This is a genomic window from Bacillus sp. TH25, assembly GCF_016650935.1.
Lineage (GTDB): Bacteria > Bacillota > Bacilli > Bacillales > Bacillaceae_G > Bacillus_A > Bacillus_A mycoides.
Genome location: NZ_JAEKEU010000009.1, coordinates 881,725 through 898,832 on the forward strand (window position 1 = coordinate 881,725; position 17,108 = coordinate 898,832).

At 35.5% G+C, this 17,108-nt stretch carries 12 protein-coding genes and 1 pseudogene; 6 read left to right on the plus strand and 7 right to left on the minus strand.

Annotated elements, in window-relative coordinates:
* The first annotated feature begins 19 nt into the window (after window positions 1-19).
* Complete coding sequence (gene dhaQ, locus JFT89_RS09055; protein ID WP_201039789.1) at window positions 20-1,018, plus strand: DhaKLM operon coactivator DhaQ; 999 nt, start codon at window positions 20-22, stop codon at window positions 1,016-1,018.
* Window positions 1,019-1,234: 216 nt separating this feature from the next.
* On the opposite strand, the gene JFT89_RS30445 is transcribed toward dhaQ, so the two are convergent.
* The gene (locus JFT89_RS30445; protein WP_080001803.1) at window positions 1,235-1,378 is read right to left on the minus strand and encodes a YjcZ family sporulation protein; all 144 of its coding nucleotides are present in this window, start codon (window positions 1,376-1,378) and stop codon (window positions 1,235-1,237) included.
* Between the two features lie 313 nt (window positions 1,379-1,691).
* On the opposite strand from JFT89_RS30445, the gene JFT89_RS09065 reads away from it, so the two are divergent.
* From JFT89_RS09065 to JFT89_RS09080, 4 genes are all read left to right on the plus strand, one after another.
* Window positions 1,692-2,192, plus strand: a complete 501-nt coding sequence (locus JFT89_RS09065) for a hypothetical protein (protein WP_002064077.1) — start codon at window positions 1,692-1,694, stop codon at window positions 2,190-2,192.
* Between the two features lie 3 nt (window positions 2,193-2,195).
* Window positions 2,196-2,675: a hypothetical protein gene (locus tag JFT89_RS09070; protein ID WP_002064076.1), complete on the plus strand. Its 480-nt coding sequence runs from the start codon at window positions 2,196-2,198 to the stop codon at window positions 2,673-2,675.
* A 286-nt stretch (window positions 2,676-2,961) separates the two neighbouring features.
* Window positions 2,962-3,273, plus strand: a complete 312-nt coding sequence (locus JFT89_RS09075; protein ID WP_000433541.1) for an ArsR/SmtB family transcription factor — start codon at window positions 2,962-2,964, stop codon at window positions 3,271-3,273.
* A 276-nt stretch (window positions 3,274-3,549) separates the two neighbouring features.
* Entirely contained in the window at window positions 3,550-4,725 is a 1,176-nt protein-coding gene (locus JFT89_RS09080) for an MFS transporter (protein ID WP_201039790.1), read from the plus strand.
* 662 nt (window positions 4,726-5,387) lie between these two features.
* Here the strand turns inward: JFT89_RS09080 and JFT89_RS09085 are convergent.
* The 6 genes and pseudogenes from JFT89_RS09085 to JFT89_RS30720 all read right to left on the minus strand — a co-directional run bounded on the left by JFT89_RS09085 (window position 5,388) and on the right by JFT89_RS30720 (window position 15,195).
* Entirely contained in the window at window positions 5,388-5,651 is a 264-nt protein-coding gene (locus tag JFT89_RS09085) for a DUF3937 family protein (protein ID WP_002169007.1), read from the minus strand.
* Between the two features lie 112 nt (window positions 5,652-5,763).
* Window positions 5,764-6,006, minus strand: a complete 243-nt coding sequence (locus JFT89_RS09090; RefSeq protein WP_242488374.1) for a barstar family protein — start codon at window positions 6,004-6,006, stop codon at window positions 5,764-5,766.
* Window positions 6,002-9,205: pseudogene (locus JFT89_RS09095) on the minus strand (non-ribosomal peptide synthetase); the annotation flags it as partial. The pseudogene JFT89_RS09095 and the gene JFT89_RS09090, both read right to left, overlap by 5 nt.
* 2 nt (window positions 9,206-9,207) lie before the next feature.
* Window positions 9,208-13,764 carry a non-ribosomal peptide synthetase gene (locus JFT89_RS09100; RefSeq protein ID WP_201039792.1) on the minus strand — a complete coding sequence of 1,519 codons (4,557 nt, stop codon included), beginning with the start codon at window positions 13,762-13,764 and terminating at the stop codon, window positions 9,208-9,210.
* Window positions 13,765-13,778: 14 nt separating this feature from the next.
* Window positions 13,779-15,041 carry an MFS transporter gene (locus JFT89_RS09105; RefSeq protein WP_201039793.1) on the minus strand — a complete coding sequence of 421 codons (1,263 nt, stop codon included), beginning with the start codon at window positions 15,039-15,041 and terminating at the stop codon, window positions 13,779-13,781.
* A 22-nt stretch (window positions 15,042-15,063) separates the two neighbouring features.
* On the minus strand, window positions 15,064-15,195 hold the full coding sequence (locus JFT89_RS30720; protein ID WP_003192741.1) for a DnaB-like helicase N-terminal domain-containing protein: 132 nt from the start codon (window positions 15,193-15,195) through the stop codon (window positions 15,064-15,066).
* Between the two features lie 550 nt (window positions 15,196-15,745).
* On the opposite strand from JFT89_RS30720, the gene JFT89_RS09115 reads away from it, so the two are divergent.
* A complete protein-coding gene (locus JFT89_RS09115; protein ID WP_061675370.1) occupies window positions 15,746-16,918 on the plus strand; it encodes a serine hydrolase domain-containing protein in 1,173 nt (390 codons plus the stop codon).
* Window positions 16,919-17,108: the final 190 nt, after the last annotated feature.

The following is a 17,108-nucleotide window of genomic DNA, read 5'->3' on the forward strand; positions in this document are numbered from 1 at the left end:
TCATAAGGTGGCCAAAGCAATGAAAAAGATTATGAATGATGTAGAAAATATTGTTCAAGATATGCTGCATGGCTTTTATTTTGAACATAACGACAAAGTAAATTACGACGAAACACATAACATCATTTATGTAAAAGATATCGAAAAACTGAAACAAAACGTTGTCATTATAAGCGGCAGTGGGAGTGGACATGAACCTGCCGATATTGGTTATGTAGGAAAAGGAATGCTTACGGCAGCAGTAAACGGAAATATTTTCACCCCACCTACAGTGGAGCAAATTGTGGCGGCAACTCGCTTAATGCCAAAAGATAAAAGTATTTTATTCATCATTAAAAACTTTAAAGATGACGTAGAAAACTTTCTAGCTGCAGAACAAGTCGCAAGAGAAGAAGGAAGACAAATTGACCACATCATCGTAAATGACGACGTTTCAATTGAAGATGATGCTTCTTTTAATAAAAGAAGACGCGGCGTTGCTGGCACTGTTTTCATTCAAAAAATAGTAGGCGCGGCCGCTGAGAGCGGTCATTCTTTAGAAGAACTAACAGCACTTGGACAAGCTGTCATCCAAAACTTACACACATTAGGAGTCGCCCTTTCACCTGCAAATGATCCAGTACAAGGAAAAGCTGCATTCACATTAAACGACGATGAAGTGTTTTATGGAGTCGGCATCCACGGTGAACAAGGTTACCGTAAAGAAGCGCTATCCTCTTCTGAAATATTAGCAATCGAACTAATGAATAAACTAAAAAGCATTTATCGCTGGAGAAAAGGCGACAACTTCGCCATCCTCATTAATGGACTCGGTGCGACACCATTAATGGAACAATACATTTTCGCAAACGACATTCGCCGTTTATGTGAGCTGGAAGGCTTACATGTGAAGTTCGTAAAGGTTGGTACCCTTCTCACTTCTTTAGATATGAAAGGTGTTTCGCTGAGTTTGCTTAAGGTCGAGGATTCTGATTGGGTGAAGTGGTTGAAGGCGGATGTTGGTGTGGGTAGTTGGTAAGATTAAATAAAATTAATCAGAGAATATAGGGGTTTATACTATCCAATATAAATATCCATCGCCCTTCTTCTCTTTCATTGGCTTATTCTATAGTAATTATAAATCAGTTAGTAAAATGAAGCCTGAAATTTTCAAATAGAAATTAGGCGATGCATTAAGTAAATAATTTATATAAGTAATATCTTTTTTAAAAGATATTACTTTTCCGATAGTTTTTTAGCAGAAGCAAGAGGCTCCAACTATGATTAATAAAATAAATAGTACAACTAATAACGCAAATCCTCCAGCAAAACCGCAGCCTTCGCCGCAACTACCACCAATCTCTCCTTTGAGTAGGAGGGGAAATGCAAGGTCACACATGTATTTTAACGGATTGAGTTTACTTTATATTTTTAAGCATTAATTGAGCAGGTCCTTTAAGAAAAAAAGAACAGAAACCCTAAGGTGCCTTCCTCCGACTTGATAACCACATTTTATGTATTAAACTGCTATCCAATATTATTGTATTTCGAATTATTTTTTCTGAAAATTCACAACCATACACTTCATTAAGTTTACATTTATTTACAAGGTAATTATATCAAAAAAATACATAAACAACTAGACTAGTAATGAAATCCTATTAAGTTTAATATTTGGTTGTATAGTAAAAAATTACAAGAGGATGAATTAATTGAAAAGATTTATTAAACCACTTCTAATCGCTTCAGCATTTGCTTTAGGGATTACAACAATTGCACCTGAGAAGGGATTTGCAGAAGTATCTAATTATGAAAATAAAATTGAAAGCACTTACGAATTAGAGTACAATAACGATGTTTCATTTGAAAATAATTTTGAAGTGAATGATTACAGTGAGTTAGAGCAATCTAATCTACAAGGTACTGAGGGTCTTCCTGAACATGGCGTACAGTATGCACTACCTTTAATTCCAGTTGCTATTGCTGCGATTATGCGCCTTGTTCCAGTGGCATTAAAAGCTGGATCTAGACATATTAATATGTCTAAGTTTACTCAAAGGGTATCAGGTCAACTATTTAAAGATCCTAAATCAGGATGGTCTATTTCTAAAGAAAGGTCTGGTAACCCTCATGGAGGAAGTGCATGGAAGTTGATAAGTCCAAAAGGAAAAAAGGAAGCTACTTTAGATAGTAAAGGAAAGGTTCTTAGATAAAAAATGTGTGAAATCAAAGATTTGTTTCAAAAGTTAATTGAAGAATATTATGAGAAAGAAGATACCGATTTTTACGTTGTAGATACTTTTCCAAAAATAGTAAAGAGTGAAAAGTATTTTGATTTTGAAGAGAATATATTGCTACAGAATAAATATAACATTTTAAACAAAAGTGTTTTAGCTTTAAGTAAGTTATATTTATATGATGAGAATATTTACATTTTGGATAATGTAGAATCCCTAAATTATAGCAAATACACAAAATCTATAACTGAATTTAATGATGATGTGTTGAAATTTTTACCGTGTACAGAAGTAGATAAGCTCATATTAGTATTTTCTGATTTAAAAATAGGCGTAATAATTGGTGATGGTTGTTTTGCCTATGTAAGTTTTGAATCGAAAGATTTAAAACTAGTTGAGCAACTTTGTATATCTGAAGGCTTATTTGTAGCACACACTAAAGATCCTGACAGAAATTAAAAAAGGAATGCTGGTATTAATATCAGCATTCTTTTTTAATTTGAATATTTTATGTATATTCGAAAATATTAGATGAATTTAAATTCCTGCGAATGGCAGCCAATTTAATATTATTGTCCTGCTACTTCTTGCCGTTGACAAACATACTATATAACAGCAAACGAAGAAAAAACAAGCCCTATTACTAGAGCATCTCATTCATATTTAAAAGAATCTACATATACCTTCTCCCCTTAAAATCACCAAAACCCATTTACAAATCTATAAAAGTAGATATAATATCCTTATGGAACCTTTATTAATTTATAAAGCATTGTCAAATGAAACAAGATGTCAAATTTTATCATGGTTGAAAAATCCAGAAAACCATTTCGATGAAAAACCTTATCTAGAGCAAGGCCTTAGCTTTCAAGTTGGAGTATGTGTAGGAGATATCCAGCTTAAAACTGGCTTAGCCCAATCGGTTATTTCTAGTTATTTATTAACTATGAAAAAAGCAGGCTTACTACAATCTGACCGAATTGGAAAATGGACCTACTATCGCCGAAATGAAAAAACAATACGAGAGTTTTCTGAATACGTTCAAAACGAATTATAAAATGAAAGCTAATAATCAATCTGCATATCAATTGATTATTAGCTTTCACACATTCTGCTTTTTTACAGGCATCCAATTATTTTTTTATAAAATTGCACTACCTATAAAAGCAAGAAACATAGAAAGGAGAAATTTTTTTAATATATCATATCTAGTTATTTAGATATCTGTTATTGTATTTCGAATTACATAATCCTAATAATATTGACATCCAATAATGCTTCTTTGTTAATGAGTTTACTTTCAAAATACTGATACGAATGGAGAGTTTTATAAATGAAAAAAGTAAATCCTTTACTTATTCTGACACTTGCAATAGGTGTGTTCGGAATTATTACTACCGAGATGGGTATTGTCGGCGTATTACCACAAATCACTCAAAAATTCGGAATTTCGACTACAAAAGCTGGATTTTTAGTAAGTATATTTGCACTAGTTGTTGCTATTTCTGGTCCGTTTTTAATTCTGCTCGTCTCTAGTATTAATCGCAAAATAATTTTATTATCAGCAATTTTTTTATTTGTTATTTCAAATATAATCTACGCTTATACAACACAATTTGAAATCATGCTTATTTTTCGTATTTTACCGGCAGCGCTTCATCCACTCTTCTTTTCAATCGCTCTTGTAACAGCTGCTAAACTTGTCCCCCCAGAAAAGAGCGGTCAAGCGGTTACAAAAGTTTTTATGGGAATTACTGTTGGCTTTGCTTTAGGTGTACCACTAACCTCTTACCTTGCAGACCAATTTTCACTCGAAATTGCTTTCTTATTCGGAGCGCTTGTTAACACTCTTGCATTCATTGGAATACTAATCCTACTTCCTTCTATGCCTGTTAAAGAAAAAATGTCTTTCGGCAAACAAATTCGTATACTCGGCAAACCAGGATTATGGTTGAATATTTTAACCGTCACATTCCTTTTTGCAGCCATGTTTTCCGTATACAGCTACTTCGCCGAGTACCTTGCAAAAGTAACTTCCATGAATGGATCTCTCATCAGTATCATGCTGTTCATATTTGGTATCGTTATGATTTTAGGCAATCATTTATTTGGTAGTCTCCTGCAAAAAAGCATAGTAAATACAGTAATATTATTCCCTATCCTATATTCTATTGTTTACATATTGGTTTATTATTTAGGTCCCTACCTTGTTCCAATGATTTTTATCGTATTCATTTGGGGAATCGTACATGCTGGCGGATTAATTGTTAGTCAAACATGGTTAATAAGCGAAGCAAAAGAAGCGCCTGAATTTGGTAATAGCCTATTCGTTTCATTCTCAAATCTCGGAATTACTTTAGGAACAACTATTGGAGGCTGGTTCATTTCAAACTTAGGTATTCACCAACTTATTTGGAGCGGATTCATTTTCACACTACTCTCATTTCTGTTAATTATAATAAAACTAAAATTTTTCAATTCTAATAGCCAAGCTTCATTATCAAGCTAGTACATTTTCAGTTCCAAATTTTATAAACTAAACAGTATAATGATCAAAGCCTTTAGCCATAATTACGACTAAAGGCTTTTTTGTATATAAAGTGAAACTTTACTCAGTGGGGGTTTTGTTCATCCCCCCACTGAGTATTAGCCTTCATCAATCGGGCGTTTACGGGCAGCAGGGCTCCCACCTAACTTCTTTGCTCCAGCTGAATTTTGAGGTGGGAGTTTTACTGCCCACAAATAGCAGGATAAAAATAAATCTAAAAGGAGCTAATTTTATGGAACATAATCAAAATGGAGTACTTGCTTTAATTGTTTTGTTTTTAGGATTAGTGTTTTTTGTTGGTGGAATGGTTTATCATTTATGGGGTTCTTATTAATTTCAACTTTTAAACAAATAAATAATTCAAAAAACTAAAACGTGTATTGTAATTATCGATATGGAATATTTCCCAAAACAACAAAACATAGATTTAAATTTTATTTTTCAATGGACAAAACAACTTAACATGGTAAAATAATATTTGGACGGGAGTCCAATATTATTAAAATTAAGATGGTTCAAGTCGGAGGAAGGCACCTTAGGGTGTCTTTTCTTTTTTGTTAATTAATAGATTGTTCTCTTCTAGGTAACTCTTTAAAATATAAATTTTAATAAAAAAGACGCATTTAGATTGATGCGTCTTTTGGCGATGTCTCTTTTGTGAAATCATATAAAGCTATTGCACCTAAAATAACAAGTATGCTTTCAGGAGCATCTATCAAAATAGTTTTCCAAATTTCTGGTATTACCCATTTAATATCTGCTGCTGTTTCAAGATATGTTTGAAAATAACTGATTGTAAAATTAATTACAGATAAACATACAAATAATGTTAGACAAAATCGAATTAATTTCTTATTTTTAAACATGTAACACCTCTCAAAATTCATTGGATATTCCTACTTTTGGTTTGTTATATATTTACATCCTTATATTTGATTTTAACATACAAAAAACCCAAATAAATACAATATGCATATTTACATATCATATTGACAGTATTCAATTAAATAAGAATTCGCTTTTCCATTCATGATCCTTTCTATCCTCTTCATTATAATCAAGAAGACACTCTTTCATTATTTTTGTATCTCTCGGTAACCTTTTTTCAAACTTTGACCATCCGTCGAAGATCATTTTGTTTGGCAAAGGACATACAAATCCTGTAATACAATCCCAAAAAGCATCCCAGTTTTCCACGTACAAATCAGGAAACTCAAGCTTCTCTTTAAGAAGTAAATGCATAGGAAAGTGGAATAAATTCTTCCCGCGTCATAGGTATAAGGGGTGGAATCTCTCGTTTTCTATCTTCTTTGCGCAACTGATCTACTCGTTTCGCTAATGCTTCCACTGTATCGTGCTTGAAAAGTTCACGTAATGGGATTTTGATTTGGAACAATTCTTGCAATCGAGAGACGATTTGAGTAGCAAGTAGTGAGTGCCCACCACGTTCAAAGAAGGAATCCTGAATACCAATATTTTCTGTCCCTAACACTTGACCCCAAACCGAGGCAATAAGCTCTTCCGATGGCGTCCGAGGTAGAACATTTAAATCTCCTATAGGCTGCTCATCAGGTACTGGCAAGGCCTTTCGGTCGATTTTCCCATTTGGAGTAAGCGGGAACTGCTCTAACTCTACAAGGTGCGCTGGAATCATATGATTCGGCAATTGGTTTTGTAAATACTCTCTCCACTCTTGGGTATTTCCATCGCTTATTACATATGCAACCAATCGTTGATCGCCTGGACGATCTTCTCTAACTAATACGACAGCCTCTTTAATAAACGAACATTTTTCTAAAGTCGCTTCAATTTCTCCTAGTTCAATCCGAAAACCACGCATTTTTACTTGATGGTCCATTCTACCTATAAATTCTAAATTTCCATCAGTTAGATATCTTACTGAATCTCCTGTTCGATATAGTCGTTCCCCCAATTGAAATGGATGCGAAACGAACTTTTCGGCAGTAAGATTCGGGCGATTTAAATATCCACGCGCTAAACCGGCACCACCAATATATAACTCACCCTCTATTCCTATTGATTGCAAGCGTTGATTTTGGTCTAATACATATAATTGCGTGTTCTGTATCGGCTGCCCAATACAAACAATTTCTTGATTAGGTTGTAAGTCAAATGCATTTACATAAATAGTGGCTTCAGTTGGTCCATAAAAGTTAGTTAATTTTACTTGTCTATGATTCCATTGCTGTTGAAAACGTCTAACCAACCCTGAACTTAGTTCTTCCCCACCAGAAAATACATGGCGCACGGACGAACAATTCATGTCCAATTCAATATGATTGAAGTGATCTAAGAAAACAGATAACATCGAAGGTACAAATTGAACAATAGTAACCTGATGTTTTTCAATCACTTCAGCTATAATGGAAGGATCTTTTTCTCCACCTGGAGGCAGGAAAGATACACATGCTCCCACGTGAATACCCCAAAATAACTCCCAAACAGATACATCAAATGAGAATGGTGTTTTCTGCAAGACCACATCCTTTTCAGAAAGTGGATATTGATGTTGCATCCATTCTAGATAATTAATTACTGAATGATGCTCAATCATCACTCCCTTTGGATTCCCTGTAGATCCTGAGGTATACATAACATACGCTAAACTTCTTCCTGTTACACCACTTATACATGGGGTTGATTCTTCTTTTTCAATTGCAATATAATCTTGATTCATACAAATCGTTTCAACATCTTCAGATATATATAAATTTTCTGAATTTTCTTCTGTCACTAGTACTTCAATTCCAGCATCCTCTAATATATAACGAAGCCGACTCTCTGGATAAGTAGGATCAAGTGGAACATATGCCCCTCCTGATTTTAGAATACCTAATAACGCTATTATCATTTGTAATGAACGTTCCATATATACTCCGACAAGAGAATCTGGACCTACACTACGCTTTTGTAAATAATGTGCTAGCTGATTCGCACGCTTATCCAACTCTCTATAGGTAATTTGTTCATTTTCGTAAATAGCTACGATTGCTCCTGGCGTTTTCTTAACTTGCTCCTCAAATGCCGTATGAATCATGCCTTCAGCTGAATATTTCACTTGAGTATTATTCCATTCCTCTAGTAACTGTGTCTGCTCTTCCATTGTTAAATGAGTAATTTCGGAGAGCTTTGAATCTAGGCTCTTTGTCATCTGAATTAATGTTTGCAATAAGTGACCCTGGATTCGATTTATTGTTTCTTCATTAAAATAGCTCCGGTCATACATCAACTTTATAGTAATTTCCTTACCAGGCATTACAATGAGTGTTAAAGGATAATTTGTTTGTTCCGCGCTTTTAACATCTAGTAATCTTAAATCATCATTTCTCTCACCTTGAATTGGATAATTTTCAAACACATACAAGGTATGAAATAAGGAGCTATTCCGCGGAACTTCACTCCACCCTTGAATATCAACCAACGAATTATATTCATATTGTCTTCGTTCCATTTCTTTCATCTGTATTTTGCGAAGCCAATCTACCACTGATGTATCATTCGTTAATCGAATTCTAGTAGGTAATGTGTTAATAAATAGACCTACCATATTCTCTGCTCCTATCAAATCAGTAGGACGTCCAGAGCTAGTTACGCCAAATACGATGTCACTTTCACCGCTATACCTACTCATCAAATAGGCCCATGCGCCTTGTACTAACGTATTCAATGTTAATCGACTATTTCGTACCCACTCTTGTAAATTTTCAGTGAGTTCCTCAGATACCTGATAAACACGCTCTCCATAGCCCTTCTCCTGTTCTTGATCCTTTCTTTCCATCGCTAATGGCGTAGGTGCATAAAACCCCTTTAATTCTTCTGTCCAAAATTCCTCTGCTTGACTTTGATCTTGTTTATTTATCCACTGGATATATTTTTTATAAGGAAGAGATTTAGGAAAATTCAACAATTCTCCCTTTATCATCTTGAGATAAACTTCCATCACTTCACTAAAGACCAATGACACACTCCACCCATCTAGCAAAATATGATGATGTGTCCAAATGATTCTCGTTTCCTCTTCTGCTTCTTTAATCGCAGTGACTCTCATCAATGGTGCTTCATCCAATAAAAATCCTTTTCTACGATCCGCAGTCAAAAACTGGTGTAATTTCTTCTCCCTCTCTTCATATGAATGGACACTCCAATCCTCTTGATGAATAGTAAAAGGAAGACGTTGGTAAACTGCTTGCAGAGGTTTTTCAACTTCCTCCCACACAAATACTGAACGTAGAACCTCATGTCGATGAATAACATATTCCCAAGCCTTTTCAAAAGTAGCAACATCCAATTGCCCCCCGAGCAAGAAGCCTACTTGTACAATGTAGGAAAAAGAATGTTCATCATCTCGATCGTATAAAGTATGAAACAATATTCCTTTTTGCAAAGGTGATAATCCATATATATCTATAACGTCTCCCATCTTTACACCCTCTTCTTTGTTAATTTAAGTAATACTTTGCTCAAGCTTTCTTCCGTAAGATCCTCAGCATCAGCAAAATCTGATACTGTAAAAGCTGACTCTGTTGTTGGTTTATTTATAAGTTGACGAAGATGCCTCAACATACCATCTGCTATCGCTTGAATTTTTAATCTAGAAAACTGTTCTCTACTATATATCCAAACAAAATGTAACTTCTCATCTTTTACCATACCGATAACCTCAATTAGATGAGATGGCTTGGAATCTGGAGCATGATCTAAAAATGTAAACCCTGTCTCTTGCATAAACAAAGATTCTTTTGAAAACACTTGATCAAATTGACCCAAATAGTTAAAGCTTATTGAAGGCTTTTGCTGATAAAACGGAAGTAATTCTTTTTTCAAGTAACGTAAAATACCATAATCAACTCCGCGATTCGGAATTTGACGCAATTGATCTTTTACAGCCTTTAATCCTTCAATAGGTGTTTTAGTTCCTTGAAAATTCAGATGAACAGGATAAATACTCGTGAACCAGCCCACTGTCCGTGATAGATCAATACCTTCAACCATCTCTTCTCTCCCGTGTCCTTCTAGATGAATAGAAACCGTTTGCTGATTTGTAAAATCGACGATAGCTTGTCCTAATGCCGCCAATAGTACCTCATTAATCCTTGTCTTATGAGTCACTGGAACTTCTTGTAACAATGCATGTGTTTCTTCTACTCCTAAAGTCCTCGTCACTTGATCAATCGATTCTTCTGTTGTTTCTTGCATTGGATAGTCCATTGGAATTTTCATCGTTTCTTTTTCTACCCGTTCATTCCAATAATCTTGTACTTCTTTTGAAATACCCGAATCACTGTATGCCTGCAGGCGTTCCGACCACTCTTTAAAAGATGTACTTTTCGCAGGTAGGCGAACTCCTTGACCTTGTTTCATCTGGTTATATACCGCCTGTAAATCTTCCAATAGAATTCTCCACGATACTCCATCTACTACTAAATGATGAATCACCCAGAATATTCGATCATTTCCAGACAAGGTGTCCTCAAAGTAAACTACTCTCATTAACGGACCTGTAACTAAATTGAAACTAGTTTGAGTAATGTTCATCTCTTCTTGTATTACTTTATTCCACGCTTGTTCATTAGCTTTGTTCCGTTTTACCACATGAAGTACAGAATGCTCATCAGTCCCTTCATTTCTCTGCCTCCACGTTCCATTTGGTAACTGTTCGTACCGGAAACGTAAAGCATCATGATGTTTTAGTAAGTTTAAGATCGCTCCTTCTAGTAACTTCACGTCCAATCTCTCTTTTACTCTTAAAAGCATCGATTGATTCCAATGCTCCGGACGTGAATGTTCTTGCTCGAAGAACCAGTACTGAATTGGAGTAAGGGGCACTTCTCCTGTCACAATTCCCTGCTCCGCTTGTACTCCCTGAGTTTCTATAGCCACTTGTGCCAACTCGGCAATGGTTGGGCATTCAAACATTTGCTTTGGAGTAAGTTTTAATCCCTCTTGACTTGCTTGAGATATGATTTGAATACTGAGAATCGAGTCGCCACCAATTTCAAAGAAATTATCATGGATTCCTACCTTTTTAACACCTAATACTTGCTTCCAGATGGTAGCCAGTATCTTTTCGTTACTATTCCGAGGGGCAACAGCTTCACTGTTAGTCTGCTCTTCCTCCGGCATAGGTAAGACCTCACGATCAACTTTACCGTTAGCTGTTAGTGGAATGGCTTCCATCGTCACAAATCTCGAAGGGACCATATAGCTCGGTAGTTTCGCTTTAAGATACTCTCGCCACGCACCTACATTTCCATCTCCTACAACATATGATACTAATCGTTTGTCACCCGGTTGATCTTCTCTAACAATTACAACAGCCTCTTTTATAGATGCATATGCATTTAAAGTAGACTCAATCTCCCCAATCTCAATTCGGAAACCACGTATTTTGACCTGATGATCAATTCTTCCACGATAATCCAGATTCCCATCTGGCAAATACCTTGCTAAGTCTCCTGTCCGATATAATCTTGCTTTCGGATCATTACTAAATGGATGAGGTATAAAGCGCTCTGCAGTTAATTCAGGTCGATTTAAATACCCACGTGCAAGCCCTGCCCCGCCAATATAAAGCTCACCATCTACACCTATAGGTACAGGTTGTTGATAAGCGTCTAGTATATACACTTCTAAATCTGGAATCCGCTTTCCGATATTACTTCTTGAAGCATGCTGCACATCATCTTGAGTAATTGGATAATATGTAACATGAACGGTAGTTTCTGTAATTCCATACATATTAATTAGCTGCGGTTTTTTCTCCCCATACCTTTGAAACCACGGTAACAAGCTAATAGGTTCTAACGCTTCTCCACCAAATATCACATAACGCAGTTGCAAGTTTTTATTCTCATCTTCTTGTTCACACACCTGTATTAACTGTCGAAATGCGGAAGGTGTTTGATTTAGAACTGTGACTTCTTCCTTTACTAACAGTTGATAGAAATCTTTGGGCGATCGACTAATCCAGTACGGAACAACAACTAATTTCCCACCATATAATAATGCTCCCCAAATTTCCCATACTGAGAAATCAAATGCATAAGAATGAAAAAGCGTCCAAGTGTCTTTTTCATTAAACTGATACCAACAGTCCGTCGATTTAAATAAACGAATGACATTGTGATGCTCTATCATAACGCCCTTTGGATTCCCTGTTGATCCCGAAGTATAGATTACGTAAGCTAGGTTTTGAGAACTTACATCAGAAAACGGTAAGGTCTTACTTTCTTGCCCAATCTCATCTCTATCACGATCCAGGCAAATCGATTTAATATTTTCTGGTAACCATTTCAATTCTTTTAAACTTTCTTGCGTTACGAATAACTGAATGCCAGCATCCTCTAAAATATATTGAAGTCGCTGCTCTGGATATGTTGGATCAAGTGGAACATAGGCTCCACCAGCCTTCAAAATCCCTAAAATACCTACAATCATTTCTAGAGAACGTTCAACACACAGCCCAACTAAAGTATCAGGTCCTACTCCTTTTTTCTGCAGATAATGAGCTAACTGATTTGCACGTTCATTTAGCTCCCTATAAGTAACTTTTCCTTTTTCATACGTAACTGCAATAGAATTTGGATAAATCATCGCTTGCTGTTCGAACAATTCATGAATAGTTACTTGAGGTGGAAAATCAAGCTTAGGATTGTTGAACTCTACTAAACTTTTTCTTTTATCTTCTTCTGAAATAATTTCAATCTCAGAAACCTTTTGCTTTGGGTTTTTAAATGTATTTTCTATTATTGCTAACATGGTTTTAAAAAAGCGGTTTATCTCTTCTTTAGAAAATAGCTCTTTACGATAGTCAATATGTACTTGTAAAGAGTCTATATCAGTCAAATTCTCAATATGTACTGCAAAATCTTGCATTTCTTCACCATTTGGAATCCAAAGTGAGTCACCACTTTCATCACGATCTCTATAATCAATCGTAGTTCCGAAAAGTCTAACATTGCTGTTATTCTCTTTATTAATCTGCTTTAATAACAAATCAAATGGGTATTTCTGATGTCGTAATGATTTACTTTGTTTTCTGGACACCCTACCAATAAATGAAAGTACTTCTTCTTCTGGATCCATATCCATTCTTAGAGGAACCGTACTCACCATCATTCCAATTAATTCCCGTTCCATTTTAGTCATACGATTGCCATAAGCCATTCCTAATGCAATATCAAGCGATGAGGTCCACCGATACATAGACAATGAGAAAGCAGCAACAAAAAGAGAATATACACTTAATTTATAATCTTCAGAAAATAACTCTATCTTTTTCTTCATATGCTCCGATAATATAAACGTTTCACGTGATGCTTTGGTACTAACTTGGTACGTATTATAAGGCTTCAATCCCGTCACAGATGGAATTGTTTTAAATTCCTCTAACCAGAATTTTTGATCTTTTTGAAAGCGAATACTATTCAAGTATGTTTGTTCATTGGCCAGAAATTGAACATATGAATTTCTAATTTCGCCTTCCTCAGTCTCGTTATGCATCTCATAATAATATTTTGCAATCTGACTGGTAAATATTTGGATTGATAAACCATCCATGATAATATGATGAACATTCCCAAAGACTGCACATTCATTATCGTTTAATTTTATTAAAGCGAAATAGTATAAATCTGAATTAAATAATGTAAACGTTTCTTTTGTTTTCTGCTCAATCCATTTCTCAAGCAAATCTGAATCCTCCACGGAACTGAAATCGAAAAACTCAAATTCTTGTTCTTCATGTTTAATAAAATATTGTTCAGGTTCCTGATGCCCATTTTCTTTTAATCTGATGCAAAGACCATCATTTTCACTAATAACACGATTCACAACTCGATTTAATTTTGAATAATCCATTTTTCTATGAAGTTTAAACAAAAACCTTAAATTACATATCCCTTTACCGGAATGAATAACTTCTGTATACCATATTCTCCTCTGTGGATGACTTAACGGATAACATTCCTCATTGGCCATAAAAAATCTTCCCTTCAAAAATTATTTACTCTTACAGGTTCTTGTTTATGTGTAACCCATAAATATTTCTGTAGTGCAACCCCAATTACTGCAATGATGATGAGCCCAATACCCACATAAAAATAGAGTTCAATTACTCCGAAAAAGTGAACCAGTGGACCGCTCATAGCAGGAGAAATAATGAGGGCTGCATTTGCTAAACTGCTTTGAATCCCAAATACTCTTCCGACCTGTTCTTGATGAGATTCTATTTGTAGAATGACTTGATTGGATACAAACATAAGTCCACTTCCAATACCAGCTATAAAACTGATCAGATAGGCAAAAATGAGGGATGCATCAGGACTTATCAGAGTTATCAGACTGATTCCTCCAAAGCCAATTCCCATTAAAGCAATACCTCCACATATTACCCAACCATATTGAAAATGTTTTAATTTCTGAGTTAAGAATGCGCCAATTATTCCCCCAAGACCAATAATAGAAATGATGTATCCCATTTTACTCTTATCATTTGGGAACAAGCTCTTAAATAAAGTAGGGAACTGTGAGTCTACTAATTGTAATACTGCCATAGCTATTGTAAAGAAAATCATGGTTGATAATATCATCCGATTGGATAATACATAACCCCAGCCTTGTAACCAAGCAGTCCAAGTACTTTGCTGTTTCTTTTCTATATGTTCTCTTGACAGAGATTCCTGTAACCTTATTGTGGGCAACAGAACCAAAGCAGCTAGTAAACAGCATATTGCCCTTATAATCAGACAAAACTCTGGCTGAAACCAGCTCAGCAACATTCCTCCTATAAGTGGGCCCAGTATCTTGGTTCCTTGCTCAACTATCCCATTGATACTTACTGCTTTGGTAAGCAGATCAGGAGAAACAATCTGTCGTGTTAGTGTTTGCTGTGCAGGATAGTAAAAAACGGTGAAAATGGAACGAACCATTAATGTTAACAAAAGCCAATGAATATTTTGGACAAATAAAAGAACAATTGTTAATAAACCAACCATTAGATTACAAAACATCATAATTGGAATTTTTCTAAAGCGATCAGCAATCACGCCTGCCCATGAACTAAATATAATCCCAGGAAGTGCATACGCAACAGGAATTAATCCAATCATGATGGGGTCTACTTCCCATTCAAAACTAACAATGGTCATAATGGCTAACATGTCAATAAATACTCCGAGCATAAGCAGTGAATATGCAGAGAAAACTTGTAAATAAATTGTATTTCCCCATAGACTTTTTGATTCGGTAGTTTTCATAAAAACGAGCTCCTTAAGTTTACTAAATAGGGACGATAGAAACTAATTGGGTGGAATAAGAGACTTCTCCCGCCTCTTCAACCCTATTCTTTTTTTGCAGTTCGTTTGTGATGGTAATGAAATCAATAGCTTGCTTAGACTTTCTCAAAGACACTAACGCTCTAAAAGTGAGATATTGACTAACAATTAAATCATAACACTCCTATTAATGGGATTATTTTCTAAAAATAATATAGAAAACAATGAATATTCCGATTATTATTTTCTGAAAACCAGAAATATTTCTATAAAACAACTAAATTAAGATTAAATCGTATCACAGATTTTAAATAATATTAATAAATAGAATCTATTTTGAACGTAAGAAATTTGTAAGGAATGGGTAAGGAAAAAGAGAGTTTCATTGTATAGGATAAAAATATTACGAGACGTGAAAGGCGGAACAGATATGACTTATATATGAAAAACAAACTAGTAACAAAAGTGTTTCAAGGAAAAGAAGTAATTTCTGTGGTTTACAAACATGTGGAAAAAGAGAGATTTACCGTTTGTTAGGGCAGAATGGCGTTGGTAAAATAATACTTATGAAGATGAATACAAATTCAATGTTGACCTTTTGTAATCGGTGAAGATGATAGCTGTGTGGTTAGTATGAAACAGCAAGCAACCACCTATACAATATGAATAGAGGAGAGGAATGCCTTATGAAAACACGTAGTCAAATTACATGTGCAAGTCTTGCCATTTTAATAGCTGGGAGTTCCCTGTTATACACAACACCAACATCAATTGTAACAGCAGAGTCCACTGAAAATGTATCTAGTTCGTCACACACAAGCACTCAACGAGATCGTAATTCCGTCAAACAAGCAATGCGAGATACATTGCATCTTGGATTCCCGGGGATACTTGTTAAAACCTATGAGGGTGGAAAAACGTGGGGTTATGCCGCTGGGGTAGCGAATCTGAGCACCAAGAAACCAATGAAAACAGATTTTCGCTTTCGTATTGCCAGCGTAACGAAGACGTTCACCGCAACGGTTGTACTTCAATTAGCTGGAGAGAATCGCCTGAATCTAGACGATTCCATCGAAAAATGGTTGCCTGGTGTTATTCAAGGAAACGGATATGATGCTAAACAGATTACTATCCGGCAGATATTGAACCATACAAGTGGTATCGCTGAATACTCAAGGACAAAAGAAGCTGATTTTTTTAAGAATAGAAATAAATCGTTTACTGCTGAAGATCTAGTGAAGTTGGGACTTTCGCTGCCCCCAGACTTTGCCCCAGGAAAGGGCTGGTCTTATTCAAACACAGGATACGTATTACTGGGTATCCTTATCGAAAAAGTAACTGGAAACAGCTATGCGGAAGAGATTGAAAATCGAATTATTGAACCACTTGAATTGTCAAATACATTTCTACCTGGCAATTCAAGCGTTATTCCAGGCACCAACCATGCCCGTGGATATTTCCAACCAGACGGAGCAAGTGAGCTAAAAGACATTACGTATTATAATCCAAGTATAGGTAGCTCGGCTGGAGATATGATTTCTACTGCTGACGACTTAAACAAATTCTTCTCTTACTTACTCAGTGGTAAATTACTGAAGGAACAGCAACTAAAACAAATGCTTACTACAGTTCCTACAGGAAGTGCTGAAATCGTCGGATATGGTCTTGGAATCTATGAAACTAGGCTTCCAAACGGTGTCTCGATATGGGGGCACTCAGGTGGCATTCCAGGGTTTAGTACTTTTGCTGGAGGTACACTTGGAGGTAAGCATACGTTAGCTGTCAATTTTAACAGTTTAGGAAAAGCTGACAATCCTGATCCTTTTAAAAATATTTTACTTGCTGAATTTAGCAAGTAGGAAAAAAGGAAAAATTTATCGTAGTTTTCATAGTTAAAAATATACTTTTCTGGTTCAAGAGCCCTAATTTATTTTCAAGAAAAATTTGGGGCTTTTTTTTGTTTTGGTGGCGTTTATTCTTCTTAAGTTGATGGATGTGCGGTGCTACCCCATGCCCATCAACTTAAGAAGTTGGTTGTTCCCCAAAATG